Here is a 17,067-nt window from a genome sequence, read left to right as displayed (position 1 = left end):
AATGAAGATCGCGTTATTAGGTAATGGTAATAGTATTCATATAAGACGCTGGGCTGAGGGGTTGTTCTCCAAAGGCATAGAAGTGCACTTGCTAACATGTCATCCGATCAAGGAGTCATACTCTGAAGGTATTTACCTCCATCAACTAACTCCTTTGGTACCCATTGGTTATATTCTTGCGGCTCGTCGATTAAAAAAAGTATTGAAAAGCATACAGCCAGATCTACTTCATGCACACTACGTAACGGGTTATGGGACGCTTGCCGTGCTTAGCGGATTTCAACAGTTAATGCTCTCCGCTTGGGGGGCAGACGTATACGATTTTCCAACCAAAAGCTGTTTCCATCATTGGTTAGTGGAAAGAAACCTGAAAAATTGCAAAGCAATAGGGTCAACTAGCCACTGTATGCTCGAAGTGGTTAAATCTATCAGTCCTAATTTACCATCAATCTATGTTACTCCTTTCGGAGTAGATACAGATTTGTTCTATCCACACCCTAAAAGTGAAGTTACAGAAGAGCAAAAAGTTAGGGTTGGAACAGTAAAACTTCTCCATAACAAATATGGTATTGACACCTTGATTCGTTCATTTGCTTTAGTTCACGATCAGTATCGGAAGGCTGATATGGAGCTTGTTATAATTGGTAATGGACCTGAGGAAGCGAGCTTAAAGGCTTTGGTGACTGAATTGGGGATATCTCACCTCGTTGAATTCAAGGGCTACATTGATAACTCAAAAGTTCCACTTGCTTTATGTGAGCTTGATGTGTTTGTCGCGTTAAGCAGATTGGATAGCGAGAGTTTTGGTGTTGCCGCAGTAGAGGCTAACGCGTGTGGATTACCGGTTGTTGTTTCTGATGTTTCAGGGTTTAAAGAAGTCGTTGTCAATGAAACAACGGGGCTGATTGTAGCCAGAGATAACCCCCAAGAAGCTGCTAAGGCTATATATCAACTTATATCCGACACTGAATTAAGAACAAGGATGGGACGACGAGGTCGAGCCCATGTTTCTGAACATTACTCCTGGGAAGCGTCGTTAGATAGGATGATTTACGTGTATAAAGAGCTGTGTAATGAGAAATAGCTATGATCGTATATGGTATGTTTCCAAGTATGCGAATATCGCTAAATATGGAGCAGATACTAGGCAGGCCTATTTTTGTAAAGAATTTGTTAAAATGGGGTACGACGTAACACTGCTTCTTTCTAATTCATCGCACCTTTATTCGACTTTACCTCAGTTTCGGGGTCCGTTTAAAAAAGAAACTTATAACGGGGTTAACGTCGTTTGGCTGAATGTCATTCAGTATCAAAACCCCAACTCCATATTTAGAATATTGTCCTGGATTCACTTTGAGCTTTTAGTGCTGATATACGGTCTTAAGAACCGCAAGGTTAAGCCCGATGTTGTTATAGCCTCTTCCCTCTCTATATTAAGTGCTATTTCTGGCTCTATTTTTAAGCGATGCCTTAGAAGCAAGTTTATTTTTGAAGTGCGAGATATCTGGCCACAGTCATTGATCGAGCTAAAAGGGCTGAAGCGTAGCCACCCTCTTGTCTGTTTCCTCTCTTGGGTTGAAAAGCTTGGTTATAGAAGGAGCGATGTAATTGTAGGCACTATGGGAAGGTTACGCCTTCACGTTGAGAGGCAAATAAAAGAGTTTAAAAATGTAACATGTATTCCGCATGGTGTTAGTGTTGAGTTCTATGAAAATGAGCAAGTGGAAATAGAAAAATGCTATGTTGAACGCTACTTCTCGGTTCACAAACCTAACCTTGTTTATGCAGGATCATTTAATCAAGCCTATAAGTTGTCACGCTTTATTGCTTTGGCAAAGAATGCAAAAGGAGTTGATGTTAACTTTATTCTTATTGGCGATGGCCCAGAAGCTGAAAAACTAAAGGAACAAAGCAAAGGCATCTCAAACTTGACCATTGCTTCAAAGGTTAACAGAGCGGCATTGAATAGTGTGCTACGACATGCAGATGTGCTTCTGCACTCATTTGATGAAAAGCCTGTATTCAAATATGGCGTTTCTCCCAACAAATTCGTTGATTACATGTATGCAGGTAAGCCAACGATATGTATTGGAAACGTATATTGTCCGATGTTGGAAGAATCAGGGGCTGGTGTGGTCATCGCGCCAGATGATGCACAGGCATTCTATGAAAGTGTGAACGATTACTTAAAAATGTCAAAAGAGGAAAAGGTAGAGCTAGGTATTCGCTCTCGACAGTACATCCTTAACGAATTGAGCTACGAAAAACTAGCAGAGAAGTATAGTGAATTATTCAGTAATTAAGCGCCTATTCGACATCACCGTTTCTGTGTGTGCACTAGTTGTGTTATCACCGATTTACTTTCTTGTCTCGCTAGCTATTTTATTGAAATTGGGGCGCCCTTTGCTTTTTAGTCAAGAAAGGCCAGGATATGAAGGTAAACCCTTTAAAATGTATAAGTTTCGCTCAATGCTTAACGCTAAGAGTACTAGCTGCTTGGAAAATGTAAAAACGGATGAAAAAAGGCTTACAAGTTTTGGAAAGTGGCTTCGTGCGAGTAGTTTAGATGAATTACCAGGGCTTTGGAATGTAATCAAAGGAGATATGAGTTTAGTCGGACCAAGACCACTGCTTGTTGAGTACTTACCTCTTTATTCCAAGGAGCAAGCCAGACGACATGAAGTTAAACCAGGTATTACAGGTTGGGCGCAGGTTAATGGAAGAAACAATATCTCATGGGAAGAGAAGTTCGTACTTGATGTTTGGTATGTAGATAACATGTCTTTTTTGCTTGATGTGAAAATTATACTCATGACCTTGCATAAAGTGATAAGAAAGTCAGACATTACAGCAGATGATAGTGCAACGGCTAATCCCTTTAAGGGAAATAAATCATGAAGAGCTTAGCGATTGTTGGTGCTGGCGGGCATGGGGGGGTGGTTGCAGATATTGCATCGCAAAGTGGGTTCAAGCTAATTGACTTCTACGATGACAGTAAGTCAATAGGAACAATGGTTGGCACTTGGATAGTTAAAGGTTGTGTGAAGGATCTTCTCCAGCAGCAGGACAACTATGCAGGGATCTTTGTTGCCATAGGACACAACGAGATGCGCTCGATCTTGAATGAAAAAATCGATCCAGAAAAGCAAATCACTCTGATCCACCCTCAAGCCGTAGTCAGCACTTTTGCAAACATTGGCAGCGGTACAGTGGTAATGCCTGGAGCGATAATTAATGCGTTTGCCAAAATTGAAAATGGAGTGATCATTAACTCTGCTGCAGTAATCGAGCATGACTGCCAGGTAGGAAATTATGCCCACGTTTCCCCAGGAGCAATTCTGGCGGGAAATGTAACGGTTGGTGAGTATAGCTGGTTGGGAGCCAACTGCAGTATCCGACAAGAAATAAGCGTAGGAGCGAATGCGGTTGTCGGTATGGGGGCAGTAGTTGTTGAGAATGTCAAGCAGGCGACAACGGTTGTTGGAATTCCTGCAAAAGAGCTATCAGAGTAGGTTAATAAATGTTAAATACAGGATTATCTCCTTGGCCTTCTTTTTCTCAAGAAGAAGCCGAAGCAGTAAGTAGTGTTCTTCTATCAAATAAAGTTAACTATTGGACAGGAGAGCAAGGGCGGAACTTTGAGAGTGAGTTCGCAGAGTGGATTGGAGCGAAACATGCAGTAGCTTTAGGTAATGGGACTCAAGCGCTAGATGTTGCACTGAAAGCAATAGGTGTTGGCGTAGGTGACGAAGTTATTACAACATCTAGAACATTCTTAGCGACGGTCTCTTCGATTATAAATGCACAAGCAAGTCCAGTCTTCGCAGATGTTGATCTCAATAGTCAAAATATAACCGCAGATTCAATCGCGGAAGTAATTACGCCAAAGACGAAAGCTATTATTGTGGTACATTTGGCTGGCTTCCCTGCAGAAATGAACCCAATTATGCAGCTTGCTCGAGAGTATGACCTATATGTTATTGAAGATTGCGCGCAAGCACATGGTGCGAAATACAAGGGAATAAGTGTAGGGACAATCGGGCATATTGGTTGCTGGTCTTTTTGCCAAGACAAGATTATGACTACAGGCGGAGAGGGGGGCATGGTAACCACAAACTCTGAAACGCTATGGCAAAAAATGTGGTCATATAAAGATCACGGCAAAAGTTATGATTTAGTTTATCAAAAATCGCATTCAGAAGGTTTTCGCTGGTTACATGATAGCTTTGGGACAAACTTTCGTATGACAGAAATCCAAGCAATAATCGGAAGGATTCAACTAAATAAAGTTGATAGTTGGATTAGTATTCGTCAATCACACGCGAAAGCTTTAGAGTCTGCAGTTAAAGATTTGCCAGTTGTCAGAACACCACATATTCCAGAGTATATGGAGCATGCATTTTATCGTTTTTACCTATTTGTGAATCAACAACATTTAAAACGAGGTTGGTCTAGAGATAGAATTATTAAAGAAATACAATCTCATAACATACCTGTATATCATGGGAGTTGTTCTGAAGTATATTTAGAGAAAGCTTTTGAAAATACAGGTTTTAGACCTAGAAATCGTTTAAGTAATGCAAAAAAATTAGGGGAAGATAGTATTATGCTTTTAGTGCATCCTTCATTAACCGTAGTAGAAATTGAGCATGTAGCTAGTGTTGTAAGAGGCGTTCTTCTCAGTAGTCAAGAAGGTGACTGACGCTTTTAAGGTGGGTGTGAAATCGTCGAAAAATGGCTTTGCCCCCCGTATTGATTAGTTTTAGCTGAAGATTATGAATCGTCAGTTGTATAGGAAGTAGTTGCTCAGTTGGTACATTACTAGGTACGATAGCGCATCTAGATGTTACCAATATTATTGTTTATGGTTGCATTAAGTGAATTAGTGCATAAATTGGGTTTAATTATTAATGAATCGTATCTTCTCCGTTGGAAGTGCCAGTAATCATGTAGTGATCAGTTTAGTGAGGACACTGACTGAAAAGCAAAAAGACCACATTTTTTCGATGGCGTTATCAGCTTTATTCTTCCTTCCATTTCTTTTTTCTAATGCGAGCCATATCGGATTTGAGGATATCGAATATAGTTTTGTGCCTCTATTTGAATGGTTTTATAAACTAAGCGTTGGGAATATTAATCCGGTTAACTTTCTTTGGGAATTTGGCTGGCAAGCTCCTTTGGCTCATGGTGCCTGGGCGTTTCCTGGCAACTTGTTATTGAGTTTTATCTCCGCAAAACAGTATTTCTTCCTTTTTTACACATTAAATTTTTACATAAGTGTTTATGGCTTTTTGGGTATATGTAGAATATATGACTCATCGAAAATTTACGGCGTAATTGCTGCTTGTTTACTGTCTTTTCTTCCACCTCAAGGATGGTATATTTTTGTTCATGATGCCCCGTCAGTTCTTGCGTCTATACAAGTGGCACCAGCTCTTATATATGTTTACCTAAAGCTCAATGGACTTAAAGAATTTAATGAAAAAGGGTCTAAAGGCATATATTACACTTTTTTATTAGGTACTATGGGAGGGTATCTGATAAATAGCGGGCACCCAGGGATGTTTTACCCCTTCTATGCAATTCCTGCATTAGCAGCATTATACTTGGCTGTGAACCATCATGGTTCCTTGATGAAGTCAATGCAGGTTCTCGTTGTCCCCCTGGGTATGGCTATCCTACTTAGTGCTCCAAAACTCTTAGCGTATTGGGATGTTTTCTCAGCTCAATCTTCAAATCTAATAGAAAGAGTTGTTTATGATGAAAACCCGAGTAGGCATGATTTCTTTTGGTTACAATCGTTATTGTTTCCATTTAAAGTGCTCGATACAGTTAACTTAGAGCGTTTTGACCACTTTTATTTTTATTTATCACGTTCAACGAGATATTTACCATTTCTTGGTGTTATTTTTTTATTTTCAATTGTCATATCTCGAAAAGCATTTATATATTCAATCACCTGCTTGGTGCTTACAGTTGCGTTACAGTATTTGTTTGTGAATGGGATTACTCTAGGTGGATCGGGAGCAAATCATTTCTTTGAAGGTTTCATGGTCTCTGCTTTGGTTCTTTCTATTGCATTAGCCCCAAGGCACTATCCAATAGCGTTAAAAACAATATCCTTTCTCTGCTTGGTGTTACTAATTTTAATGTTAATGCTTTTACAACAATTTGCATTTAAAAAGTACTCTACTAACTTCCTCAACTCAACAAGTACGAGCTCTGTCCCTAATAAGTTTTTATTTGGAAAGAAAGGTGAGTATGGCGTATTAAAGGGAGACCGAGTACTGTTTTCAAAAAAAAGTGAAACTTTAGTACATAATCAAAAGCTACGTCATCGTTTTGTTCATGGGACGTCAATGAGTCTTGATGGTATAAATAATTTATCAATGTTCGGAAAAGGTGTTACAGGCGAGCCTATTTACCCTTCATTTCGACAGGGGTATACGATGCTAACTACTGAGCGTCTGCTAGCATCTTTAGAATTGGGACGGTCCGATAATTTTGAACTCTATTTAGCTGCGTTAGGAGTCAAGGGTATTGTAGATGTTAAGAAACGTTTATCCGAACCGTGGGTTATGATAGATAAAAAAAGAAAGGTAGCGTATCGAGAGATTCGATTTTCAAGATCTGGTTATCAAGATCTAGAAGGTGTAATTGATCGGCCGGAAGGTTCGTGCGTAGAAGATCTAAAATGCATCTTGAAGTATTCAATATTACTTTATGATGGTTCAGAAATGAAACTTTCTAATTCTTCAGCGCTTTTTAATCTTGTTGAAAGTAAGGGTGCAAACTTTGTTGTTCTTCCTATTCGATACCATGATTCTCTAAGTTTAGTATCAAACGGTCAGCGAGATATGAATTATTCTAGTTGCTCGGGCTTTGTTTGTTTAGTCATGGATGAGAATACAGAAAATATAAAAGTCACTTCTAATCTTACACCTAGATATGTATATTTGATTTTTAGCGTCTATATGACAATGTTGATACTAATTGCATTGTGGGTATTCTCGCTTTTTGGCCCTATTTTAATTAATTTAAAACTTTCAAGGAATAGTTATGTCCACTAGGTTTTCTGAGTGTCCTTGCTGTCATAGTAAGAGCCTACAATTATCTAACAATAAAAACTATACTCCACCAAAGTCATCAATGGACTTCTTTTACGGCGGGTATAGTAAGATAGAGAATGTTGTTTCATGCTTGCAATGTGGTTTTAAGTTTATTAATAACCTGGCCGATAACTATGAATCATTTTATCAGAATTTCGGTAACGAAGACCAAGGCTATTCCGATGGTGATGTAAAAAGAGCGGAGTTTTATCAAGACTTTAAGTGTCGCATTAAAACGCAGGTTGGTATTAGCCTGGACTCTTTTGAATCGGTACTTGATATTGGGGCTGGAGATGGTGAATTTTTATTTAGTCTTAACGATGAAATTGTTAAATATGCTATCGAACCTTCTCCATTGCTAAGAAATAACCTTAGGAAAAATAATGTATCTAGCTACAAAGATATTTCTGAAGTTCCTAAGGAAAAAAAATTTCAACTTATTACAATGAATGATTTGTTGGAGCATGTAGAAGACCCTAATGAATTTATAAGTAAAGTGATGGACTATCTAGAGCCTGATGGAATAATTATAATTAGTGTTCCTGATTACTCTAGATTACCTGCCCGTATATTGGGGAATAATTACTATCTGACTACTCCTATGCACTTTAGTTATTTTACATGGCGCTCTATGAAGGCTCTTCTCAAAAATAACGATTGTGTGGGTGAGGCTTTAATTATCAAAGCTCCAATGATGAAAGCAAAACTAAGTGATGCACTTAAATGGTTGAAAATAAAACCGACGAAATCAATTTCTAATATACTAGATCTAGTTCCAATTGGATATCGTTCAAACTTTATCGCGGTTGTGAGAAAAGTAAAATGAGCTCAGTATATGATTTATGCATTCTAATTCCTGCTTTTAATGAAGGCAACTTACCGGTTAATTTTTCTAAAGAGATTTTATTTGAATTCCATCAAGAGTTTCCTGACACCAATGTTGCGATAGTTATAATTGATGATGGTTCGGCTAAAGAAAACATCCCTATACTAAGTGATGTTGAAAGTGTTGAATTTTCTAACATTACTATTCTTGGGACACATCAAAATTTGGGCAAAGATAGTGCTCTTTATTATGGCTTATGCCGAGCTCCCGAAGCTAATTATTATTGCGCAATTGATGGTGATGGAGAGCAGCCAGCGAGCCTGCTTATTCAACAATGGAAATTAATTCATGAACGAGGCTCTCGTTTGGTTTTAGCCAACCGAGAAAAACCAACGACTAGTGAATCTTTATTGAAGAACATTATGCGGAAAAGTGTTAGGGTTGTATCGAGTCGGCTTTTTTCCGTTGAGATTGATGGCTTAACTGATTGCATTATGTTTGAAAAAAAAATCAGGAAAGTGGCGGTGAGGTGCTGGAACAAAAACAAGTTGTTTCGTTTCATTCCATGGCGAATATTCTTGGCGACTTTTTTAAAACCGGATGACTCAGTGAAGTTTCAAGCCTCAAGAGCAGATAAGGAAGGTGGCTCTCGCTTTTCAAGTTGGAGATTAGTTAGGTTAGGGCTTAGGTGCTTACTACTCAACCCTAATGCGTTATCAAAGATCGTTTATGGTGGGCTAGGTTTTTGTGTTGTTGCATCATTGTTACCTATCGGGTTTGTTATTGTTGATTGGCTAGCTGGCACTTTGTATCCAGGGTATATGACAATAACAGCTTTGTTATCTATGATTTTGTGGAGTACTCTGGGAATTTTATCCCTAAGCTTATCCCGGTTAATAGTCGATGTTCGTAACTTACAAACAGAGTTAGAAGATTGATTTTATGTTTCAGTACTTGCGTTTTTTGTTTGGTGGAGGCATCAACACCTTAGTGTCAGTAGTCTCATTTTATTTTATTAATCAACATTTTTCCGAATCAGTATCACTAGCGGGCTCGTTCTGGATTACATTTTTTGTCAGCTATCTTATTAACTCCCGGTTTGTATTTAGAACAGAAGAGGCGGCCAAGGTTAAATTTCTTTTAGCAGTTTGTATTGCATTTGTTGTGCAACAACTTATAGGAAAGCTGGTGTTAATATTAGGCGGCCGTGATATGTTGGTTTTTGTTATAGTAAGCCTGATTCATGTTCCATTTTTCTTCATTATGTGTAGGCATTGGGTATTTAAAAATTCTGATGGTTAATTTTTGGGGAAATTGTACTTAATTGATTTTTGTAATGATGGCTGTGTTTTCATTCTGAGAATTAAATTTTCTATTTTTGGACACTAGTGACTTTAACATGTAGTTGGGAATGGCTTATTTATGAACCTTAATGAAATTTGGCGCTTATCTCGTTCAAAGAAACGTATCATAAGCGTAAGTGTCGATGTTTTTTTTATTGTACTCTCATTTTATTTGGCGTTTTTGGCTAGGTTAGGTAAGCCCATTTCGTTATATGATGATAATTACCACTTTATTCTACTAGGTACAATAATTATCACGGTATATGCTTTTACTCGGTTAGGCCTATACAGAGCTATACTTCGCTATCTTACTTTTCATGCTCTGGCTGTCATTAGCATTGGAACTTTAATTTCGGCGGGAACATTCGGGCTTTTATCTTTCTATTTTGATGCATTTGTTCCCAGATCTGTTCCTGTTATTTATGGCTCCTTTCTTTGCTTATTGTGTGGCGGTGCTCGTTTATTGGTACGAGTGTTGCTCTCCGGTGTTCTACAGAGAGACCGAAAGAAAGTGCTCATTTATGGGGCAGGTTCAGCTGGTCGGCAGCTTGCTCAGGCGATGAGATCGTCTGATTCGCACAAGGTAGAAGCATTCGTTGACGAAGATCAGTCTCTTAGACGATCTGTGATTTCAGGCATCGCCGTAGAAAGTGTAAAAGATATCCCCAAGCTCGTCGCAAAGCATAAAATATCTCAGATAATATTAGCGATTCCGAGCGCCAGCCGAGCAAAACGTAAAGAGATAATTAACTCTTTGGTTCATTTGCAGGCCGAGGTTCTTACCGTTCCTGATTTAAAAGAAATAGTCGAAGGGAAGGCAAAAATTGATGAGCTGAAAGATGTCGCTATAGAAGACTTACTAGGCAGAGATCCTGTAGCACCAAAGCGCGAACTTTTGGAGTCTAATATTAAGAATAAGACGGTGATGGTAACTGGATCAGGTGGTTCTATTGGTTCTGAATTATGTAGGCAGATCGTTCATTTGTCACCTAAGACTCTAATATTATTTGATGTTTCAGAGTATGGCCTTTATGCAATTGAGCGTGAGATCAGACAGGTTGTTTGTGAGTCGCGCTACAATATAGAGATTGTTCCACTAATTGGTTCAGTACAGAGAATTAACAGGCTTTCGGTGATATTCAAGAGCTTCGGCGTTGATACAGTGTATCACGCGGCAGCTTATAAACATGTTCCACTGGTAGAGTTTAATGTTGTTGAAGGCGTTCGCAATAATATTTTTGGTACATACTATGCGGCAAAGGCAGCTCTAGAAGCTGGTGTTGAGTCTTTCGTTCTTATTTCGACAGATAAAGCTGTTCGTCCAACTAATGTTATGGGGGCAACAAAGCGGATGGCTGAATTAGCGCTTCAAGCGCTGGCGAGTGGAAACAGTATGGGAGAGTGCCGCACGAACTTCTCAATGGTTCGTTTTGGTAATGTACTGGGTTCATCTGGTTCAGTTATTCCATTATTCAAGCATCAGATATCCGCTGGAGGACCTGTAACTGTTACTCATCCAGATATTATTCGTTATTTTATGACTATCCCCGAAGCAGCACAATTAGTGATTCAAGCGGGCTCGATGAGTCGTGGTGGAGACGTGTTTGTATTAGATATGGGGGAGCCAGTTAAAATTGTAGACTTAGCAGCGAAGTTGATTCGCCTTTCTGGCTTTGAAGTGAAGGATAAACTACACCCTGATGGTGATATATCAATTGAGTTCTCCGGCTTAAGGCCAGGTGAAAAATTATTCGAAGAGCTTCTTATTAGTGATAGTGTTGAAGGGACCTCACACCCAAGAGTTATGACGGCAAATGAGAATTATCTTCTATTAAGTGAATACTTAAAGTTGCTCGAATCGTTAGACAAGGCTTGTCATGCCTTTGAGCATGAAAAAATCAGGAGATTGTTATTAGAAGCTCCTATAGGGTTTACTCCAAAAGATGGTATAGAAGATTTGGTTTGGAAGAAACTGAAAGGTGAAACAGTTAATGAAATAGACGTGCTCCATTAGATTTTATGTGTTTTTTACTCACTTCAAAAATTAGTGCATATAATAAAGCATCATATAAGCTTTATTATAACGAGCTAGATTATTAATGATTTTCATTTACCCTTCAAACTAAATGATTTTGTTTATATTTTCTAATCTGGGGTTAACAAATTTATGAGGGATACAGCTTAGTGGACTGCTTGAAGACTCATAAGTACGTTGACCAAGTTTCTTTTACCTTGTTGACAGCGTTGCCCGTTTTATTCTCTTCGACTTTCTTATCACCTTCTGAGGCGCTTCTGGTTGTAAAATTGGCTGCGACATTATCTCTATTTCTAATGTTAAGTCATGGAATGGTGACTGTTCCGTATTTTTTATCGACGAGCCATATTGACAACGTTGAATCTTGCCGAAATATAGTTTTAGCCGGGTTATTGGTTACTTTGATTGGTGCCGTGATACTTGCTGCAAAGCTAAAGATCATCGATGCATTTCTTGCTTCCTATCAGTGTGTAGCACTTTACGTGTTTGTTACCTTGCTAGATGTTTCTAGAAGAGCTAAGTATAAATATGGAATGGATATTTGGGCGATGCTGATGAGTTTGTCATCGGCATGCAGTTTGTCCATTTTTATTATGATTGGCTTTATCAATAATGTTACCGACCTTGTTACCTCGATTGTGATGTCAGCTTGTCTAGGCTTAATTTTAGGCTTATGTGCTTCCAGAGCTGCTACGCTAGGGAGAGTCTGTTTTACAAATATTGCCCTCTATTTTTCTCGGGGGGCGATGAACACGTCATCTATCTTACTTTTTTGGTTTGGAACTAACGCAATATTTTTGCTTTTCTCTGATGGGTTAGCCCCTGATGTAGTTGTTGCCTCTAGAATTGCAATAATGGTAATGGGTTTTTCTAGTGTTTATTTTTCAGCTAAAGAAAATCAACTGCAACCCTTGCTAACCACAATGGTTAGTCAGCGCAAGAGTACTGAAATCAGCCTTGCTGAAAGTAGTTACTTGAAGCAGAGTAATAGAGTTATGTTAGCAGTGACTTCAATCGCTATTCCTTTGTTTTTGTCATTCGTTGAATTGAATGCCATCAATGTGGCTATCTTTGTTATCGTGATTTTGTCACAAACAGTGATAGCAAAGTCTAGGTTCGACTTCTGGTTGCTAAAGTCTTATGTAAAACTGCGTTTTGTTTTGATATCTAATGTATTTGCAGTATTCCTGTCGCTGCTATGCTTTGCAATATTGTCTAAGTTTACGGATCTCGCTATCGCTTTGGCTTTTTTTGCATTAGTTGTCGTGCAAGCATCAATGGGTAAGTTAGTAAGGAAAAAACTTGGGCTTTAATACATTAGGAATTAAGTTAGGAGTTCTAAATACGAGCATAGTGAGTACTAACCTTGGTGATGAGGTTATTATGAACTCGGCTCAACAAGAGCTCGTTGAACTATTTCCTTTAGCGCAGAAAGTACAGTTCCCCACCCATGAAAGGCTTACGAGAGTTGGTTTTAAACGTCAGAGAGAAGTTAGCGTTAACTTCTTGTGTGGAACTAACTGCTTAAATTCCCATATGTTATTCAAGCGTCAATGGAATGTGGGCTTCGTAAATACGTTTTTAATGGCTCCGACAGTTGCGTTGGGGGTTGGGTGGGGAAGTTATGAAGGGGATCCTGACATCTATACTAGAAGCTTGTTAAAAAGGATGCTTTCAGATTCTCACCTGCATTCGGTCAGAGATTCATATACAGAGTCAAAACTAAGGGCCTGCGGGATTGGCAATGTAATTAATACGGGTTGCCCAACATTATGGCGTTTGACTCCAAGTTCCCTGAGCTTGATTTCATCGAAGAAAGGTAAAGACGTTGTTTTTACGCTTACAGATTATCGCCCAAACCGAGAAGCTGATGCAGTGATGATCTCGGTGCTTCAACACCTATACAGAAAGGTATACTTTTGGATACAAGGCTCAAAGGACTTTGAGTACTACCAGTTACTTCCTATTGAGCATAGCGTCATTGAGGTTATATCACCTAGTATCGATAGTATAACCCAGCTCTTTAGTCTTAATCCTGAACTAGACTATGTAGGTACTCGATTGCATGGTGGAGTTCTTGCACTGCAACACCATAAACGTTCAATTATTATTGGAGTAGATAATAGGGCTAAAGAGAAGCAAAAAGATTTTGGCTTGCCTGTAATTTTCCGACCAGAAGTGGCTACTGAATTAGATAACTATAAACGGGCACTTATAGATCGTGTTGAAATGCCACTGGAGGTGTCTTTACGCATTCCTTTTGAAAATATTAGTACTTGGAAATCTCAATTCTGATGATGGTATTGACAGCTAAGCGGACAGATTGAATATAGATGAAGATTTTGCTGGTAACTACTGGTTTAGGCATGGGCGGGGCAGAACGACAAATTTGCGATCTGGCTGATGAGTTTATACGGCAAGCGCATTCTGTAACTATATTATGTTTGAACTCTCGGCATGAGGTATCTCCTAAGTCCACTCAAGTAACGCTACATTCTTTGTCTATGAGCAAGACTCCTTGGGGGATGGTCGCTGGTCTTGTGCATGCCCAAGCTTTAATCTTGAAAATAAGGCCTGACGTTGTACATAGTCATATGTTTCACGCCAATATATTTTGTCGTGTACTTCGTATCATGGGGGCTATTCCTAAGTTGATTTGCACAGCTCATAGCTCTAATGAAGGAGGGCTATGGCGCACTTTGGTTTACCGAGTCACTCACCCTTTGGCTAGCGTGAATACAATTGTAAGTTCTGCGGCATTAAGATCATTTGTAGATCTCGGAGTAGTAAGAAAAGCCAACCAGATGGTGGTAATTGGCAATGGAATTGACACTCATCGGTTCAAGTATTCGCTGTCGGCGAGAAAACTGATCCGCTCTCAGGCTGATTTACTAGACGATAATATCTTTATTCTCTCAATCGGACGTCTAGAGGAGCCCAAGGATTTTGCTACTCTTATTGATTCCTTTCACCTACTTACGCTGAGCTCAGCTAAAAGTAACCAGTCTTTTGTTTTGGGTATCATAGGTCAAGGGAGTCAGTTGAATGAGTTGCGACAGTTAGTCAATTCTAAAGGTTTGGGGCGACAGATCCAATTTTTAGGTGTTCAACATAATACTGAACAATGGCTATCTGCTTGTGATATCTATGTGCTTTCTTCTAAGCATGAGGGACTTAACGTATCAATTATGGAGGCTTTGGCTTGTGAGAGAACTGTTGTTGCTTCTGATTGTGAAGGCGTTCGGGAACTTGTAGCTAATAAAGATCTTATAGTGCCAGTAGGGGATTCAGGAGCGATGGCTAAAGCGCTAGAGCAAGCAGCTAGTCGCTCTTTACATAGTGATTGTAGAATTTCTAGGGTTATGATTGAGGAGCATTACTCTATTATATGTGTGGTTGATAAGTGGCTTGAAGTGTATGAGCGGTAAAGTGAAAAAAGTCGCATTCCTAATCACAAAGTCTGAAGTCGGTGGTGCTCAAACGTGGGTGGCACAACTCATTACTCTACTAGAGAGAGACATTCAGCCTATTATCATTACAAATCAGCCAGGTTGGTTATCCAGCGCATCACCGAACATACCTTGCTACTTTGTCTCTGAAATAGAGCAAGGTTTCTCGATAAAGGCCGTTTGTAAGATATCGCGACTTTTGGTAGATAATCAGGTCGATACTGTTATTGCTAGTTCAGCAAATGCAGGTGTTTATGCTCGCTTGATATCTCTCAAGTACTCGTTTAAATGTGTGTATGTTTCTCATGGTTGGTCATGTATCTATAACGGTGGAGTACTTAAGTCGGTATACATCACCTTAGAGCATCTACTATCTAAGCTTTCAGATATAGTCTGGTGTGTCTCTCATAGTGATTATGTTAAGGCTAGGGATATTATAAAAGTACCAGAAAGGAAGCTGAAATTAGCTCAAAACGCTACTTTCCCGCTCAGGGTGAGTAAGAAAACTTTCTTGGAGGAAGGAAGGGCGCTACGTGTCGTAAGTGTTGGGCGATTATGCCAGCCCAAAAGGTATGAATTGCTGATGGATGCAATTCACAACCTAGCAGAGGTTGAATTGACGATTGTAGGGAATGGCCCTGACTTTAACGAATTATCGACTTGGCGATCACCCAATGTTGAGTTGGTTGGAGAAGTTGAGAACTTTCGAGACTATGCTGACTTTGATGTTTTTATCTTGCTGTCAGATAGTGAGGGTTTACCCATGTCTGCAATTGAAGCTGGTAGCGCAAATATCCCCTTAATATTAAGTGATGTTGGAGGCTGTCGTGAGTTGATTGAGCCAAGCAATCCGAATGGTCTTCTCGTTGAAAATAATATTGAGGAGGTTCGTCGAGCTCTTATGGAGATCAAGCTAAATTACCCTCGATATAAAACGGCAGCGAATGATCTCTCAGAGAAGTTCAATATCTATAGCTATAAATCAGAATATCTTTCAATATTGGAGTAGGTTAGGCTGCTCCCTTGCCTATCCACATTACCCGTAGTGTTTTGAGGTAAATCTCGAAATCTAGTTGCCAGCTTAAATATTTTAAATAGTAGAAGTCGTATGCGAGCTTTTCTTTAGTACTTTCTGTATTGTCAGTATAGCCTTGTGTTACTTGTGCCCAACCTGTGATCCCGGGTTTTACAATATGCCTGTAGTCATAAAAGGGGATCTCTTTAGCAAATTGTTTTGCAAAAGAGGGTTGCTCCGGCCTTGGCCCTATGATTGACATGTCTCCTTTCAAGACATTCCAAAATTGCGGCAGTTCATCTAGGCGACTGTGACGCAAAGCCCGGCCTAGCTTAGAAATACGCTCTGGCTCTTCTGAAGCAAACTTAGCAGTGTTCCTCTTTGCTTTAGTTCTCATCGTTCTAAATTTGTATAGTGTGAATGTCTGGTTGTTTTGGCCAACCCGAGTTTGCTTAAAGAAGATCAATCCCCCCCCCTGACTCTTAATCAATACGCAGATAATTACCATGATAGGAGCTGAGATGATAATTGCGAGTATCGCTATTACAAAATCGAGCACTGATTTTATCCGAAAGTACCCTGAGTTAGGCTGTAACGCGCGTACGGTAGTATCGGATAAGTGCATGCTGGATACTTTATGCTCTAAGCGCTCTTGAAGTCGGCTGATATGGTATACCGGGATTTGTGCAATGGAGCAATCGGAGATAATACCCTCTTCCTTTTCTGTAAAAGGTGTTTGCATATCGACAAGAATGCCATTTTTTAACAGGGATAAATCCATGATGGGAGTATAGGGCTTTAAGGTGAGTTTCTTGGTTAGCTTATCGTGTGATTGCTGGAAATCACCGACTAAGTATAGAGTTGCTTTCCACTTTGCTTCTTGCCGAGCATAAAAGCTGATGTACCAAATGCAGCTTAGGGTCCCCCCCATTAACAATATTGGTCTCGAGTAGTCGATTCTAAACAACAGTAGAGCAAAAAATGCGACTCCAAACCCGGTTAAGAGCGTCGGAATAATTCGGCTAACTTGTGATTGTAAAATAGAGCATGTCGGAGGAGGAAGTACTATGGAAGTAAAGAAGAAGACAGAAAAAACAATAAGTAGACTAGAGAGAATGGTTGTCGGAAAGGTCGGGTAGCTAAAGGATGTCCATGCTAGTAAGACACTAAGCATAAAAAAGAAATAACAGCAGTGATAATAAATGCAGTGACGTTTTTCCATGAGTAGCTTGTTCTAATTAGTCTTGGATAGATATTAGCATATACATGTAAACAACGACTCTCTTGCAG

15 protein-coding genes are annotated in these 17,067 nt (G+C 39.5%); 14 read left to right on the top strand and 1 reads right to left on the bottom strand.

The window, feature by feature from the left end:
- Position 1: 1 nt before the first annotated feature.
- From VIA_RS02745 to VIA_RS02680, 14 genes are all read left to right on the top strand, one after another.
- Entirely contained in the window at positions 2-1,084 is a 1,083-nt protein-coding gene (locus tag VIA_RS02745) for a glycosyltransferase (RefSeq protein WP_004410780.1), read from the top strand.
- Complete coding sequence (locus VIA_RS02740) at positions 1,074-2,303, top strand: glycosyltransferase family 4 protein (protein ID WP_004410777.1); 1,230 nt, start codon at positions 1,074-1,076, stop codon at positions 2,301-2,303. Before VIA_RS02745 ends, VIA_RS02740 begins: the two co-directional genes overlap by 11 nt.
- Complete coding sequence (locus VIA_RS02735) at positions 2,299-2,898, top strand: sugar transferase (RefSeq protein ID WP_038210999.1); 600 nt, start codon at positions 2,299-2,301, stop codon at positions 2,896-2,898. The genes VIA_RS02740 and VIA_RS02735 overlap by 5 nt, the downstream gene beginning before the upstream one ends.
- Positions 2,895-3,512, top strand: a complete 618-nt coding sequence (locus tag VIA_RS02730; RefSeq protein WP_004410774.1) for an acetyltransferase — start codon at positions 2,895-2,897, stop codon at positions 3,510-3,512. Before VIA_RS02735 ends, VIA_RS02730 begins: the two co-directional genes overlap by 4 nt.
- 8 nt (positions 3,513-3,520) lie before the next feature.
- A complete protein-coding gene (locus tag VIA_RS02725) occupies positions 3,521-4,702 on the top strand; it encodes a DegT/DnrJ/EryC1/StrS family aminotransferase (RefSeq protein ID WP_004410772.1) in 1,182 nt (393 codons plus the stop codon).
- Between the two features lie 208 nt (positions 4,703-4,910).
- Positions 4,911-7,070 (top strand): hypothetical protein, encoded by a 2,160-nt coding sequence (locus tag VIA_RS02720; RefSeq protein ID WP_004410770.1) that lies wholly within the window; start codon positions 4,911-4,913, stop codon positions 7,068-7,070.
- Positions 7,060-7,935, top strand: a complete 876-nt coding sequence (locus tag VIA_RS02715; RefSeq protein WP_004410769.1) for a class I SAM-dependent methyltransferase — start codon at positions 7,060-7,062, stop codon at positions 7,933-7,935. Before VIA_RS02720 ends, VIA_RS02715 begins: the two co-directional genes overlap by 11 nt.
- Positions 7,932-8,873, top strand: a complete 942-nt coding sequence (locus VIA_RS02710) for a glycosyltransferase (protein WP_004410767.1) — start codon at positions 7,932-7,934, stop codon at positions 8,871-8,873. The genes VIA_RS02715 and VIA_RS02710 overlap by 4 nt, the downstream gene beginning before the upstream one ends.
- Positions 8,874-8,877: 4 nt before the next feature.
- Positions 8,878-9,237, top strand: a complete 360-nt coding sequence (locus tag VIA_RS22645; protein WP_004416770.1) for a GtrA family protein — start codon at positions 8,878-8,880, stop codon at positions 9,235-9,237.
- 120 nt (positions 9,238-9,357) lie between these two features.
- Positions 9,358-11,292 carry a polysaccharide biosynthesis protein gene (locus VIA_RS02700; RefSeq protein WP_004410766.1) on the top strand — a complete coding sequence of 645 codons (1,935 nt, stop codon included), beginning with the start codon at positions 9,358-9,360 and terminating at the stop codon, positions 11,290-11,292.
- A 170-nt stretch (positions 11,293-11,462) separates the two neighbouring features.
- Entirely contained in the window at positions 11,463-12,626 is a 1,164-nt protein-coding gene (locus VIA_RS02695; protein WP_004410764.1) for a hypothetical protein, read from the top strand.
- A complete protein-coding gene (locus VIA_RS02690; protein WP_004410762.1) occupies positions 12,616-13,608 on the top strand; it encodes a polysaccharide pyruvyl transferase family protein in 993 nt (330 codons plus the stop codon). Before VIA_RS02695 ends, VIA_RS02690 begins: the two co-directional genes overlap by 11 nt.
- Before the next feature lie 38 nt (positions 13,609-13,646).
- Complete coding sequence (locus VIA_RS02685; protein WP_004410759.1) at positions 13,647-14,741, top strand: glycosyltransferase; 1,095 nt, start codon at positions 13,647-13,649, stop codon at positions 14,739-14,741.
- 1 nt (position 14,742) lies between these two features.
- Positions 14,743-15,771, top strand: a complete 1,029-nt coding sequence (locus VIA_RS02680; RefSeq protein WP_235801284.1) for a glycosyltransferase — start codon at positions 14,743-14,745, stop codon at positions 15,769-15,771.
- 1 nt (position 15,772) lies between these two features.
- On the opposite strand, the gene VIA_RS02675 is transcribed toward VIA_RS02680, so the two are convergent.
- On the bottom strand, positions 15,773-16,999 hold the full coding sequence (locus VIA_RS02675) for a sugar transferase (RefSeq protein WP_004410755.1): 1,227 nt from the start codon (positions 16,997-16,999) through the stop codon (positions 15,773-15,775).
- Between the last annotated feature and the right edge of the window lie 68 nt (positions 17,000-17,067).

The sequence above is a fragment of the Vibrio orientalis CIP 102891 = ATCC 33934 genome (assembly GCF_000176235.1).
In the GTDB taxonomy this organism is placed as follows: Bacteria; Pseudomonadota; Gammaproteobacteria; order Enterobacterales; family Vibrionaceae; genus Vibrio; species Vibrio orientalis.
This window is presented reverse-complemented; position numbering and strand designations above follow the sequence as displayed.

Excerpts from the sequence above, each read along its gene's own strand:
- VIA_RS02745 (WP_004410780.1), top strand. The coding sequence starts at position 2 with ATGAAGATCGCGTTATTAGGTAATGGTAATAGTATTCATATAAGACGC.
- VIA_RS02740 (WP_004410777.1), top strand. The coding sequence starts at position 1,074 with ATGAGAAATAGCTATGATCGTATATGGTATGTTTCCAAGTATGCGAAT.
- VIA_RS02730 (WP_004410774.1), top strand. The coding sequence starts at position 2,895 with ATGAAGAGCTTAGCGATTGTTGGTGCTGGCGGGCATGGGGGGGTGGTT.
- VIA_RS02725 (WP_004410772.1), top strand. The coding sequence starts at position 3,521 with ATGTTAAATACAGGATTATCTCCTTGGCCTTCTTTTTCTCAAGAAGAA.
- VIA_RS02720 (WP_004410770.1), top strand. The coding sequence starts at position 4,911 with ATGAATCGTATCTTCTCCGTTGGAAGTGCCAGTAATCATGTAGTGATC.
- VIA_RS02715 (WP_004410769.1), top strand. The coding sequence starts at position 7,060 with ATGTCCACTAGGTTTTCTGAGTGTCCTTGCTGTCATAGTAAGAGCCTA.
- VIA_RS02710 (WP_004410767.1), top strand. The coding sequence starts at position 7,932 with ATGAGCTCAGTATATGATTTATGCATTCTAATTCCTGCTTTTAATGAA.
- VIA_RS22645 (WP_004416770.1), top strand. The coding sequence starts at position 8,878 with ATGTTTCAGTACTTGCGTTTTTTGTTTGGTGGAGGCATCAACACCTTA.
- VIA_RS02700 (WP_004410766.1), top strand. The coding sequence starts at position 9,358 with ATGAACCTTAATGAAATTTGGCGCTTATCTCGTTCAAAGAAACGTATC.
- VIA_RS02685 (WP_004410759.1), top strand. The coding sequence starts at position 13,647 with ATGAAGATTTTGCTGGTAACTACTGGTTTAGGCATGGGCGGGGCAGAA.
- VIA_RS02675 (WP_004410755.1), bottom strand. The coding sequence starts at position 16,999 with ATGGAAAAACGTCACTGCATTTATTATCACTGCTGTTATTTCTTTTTT.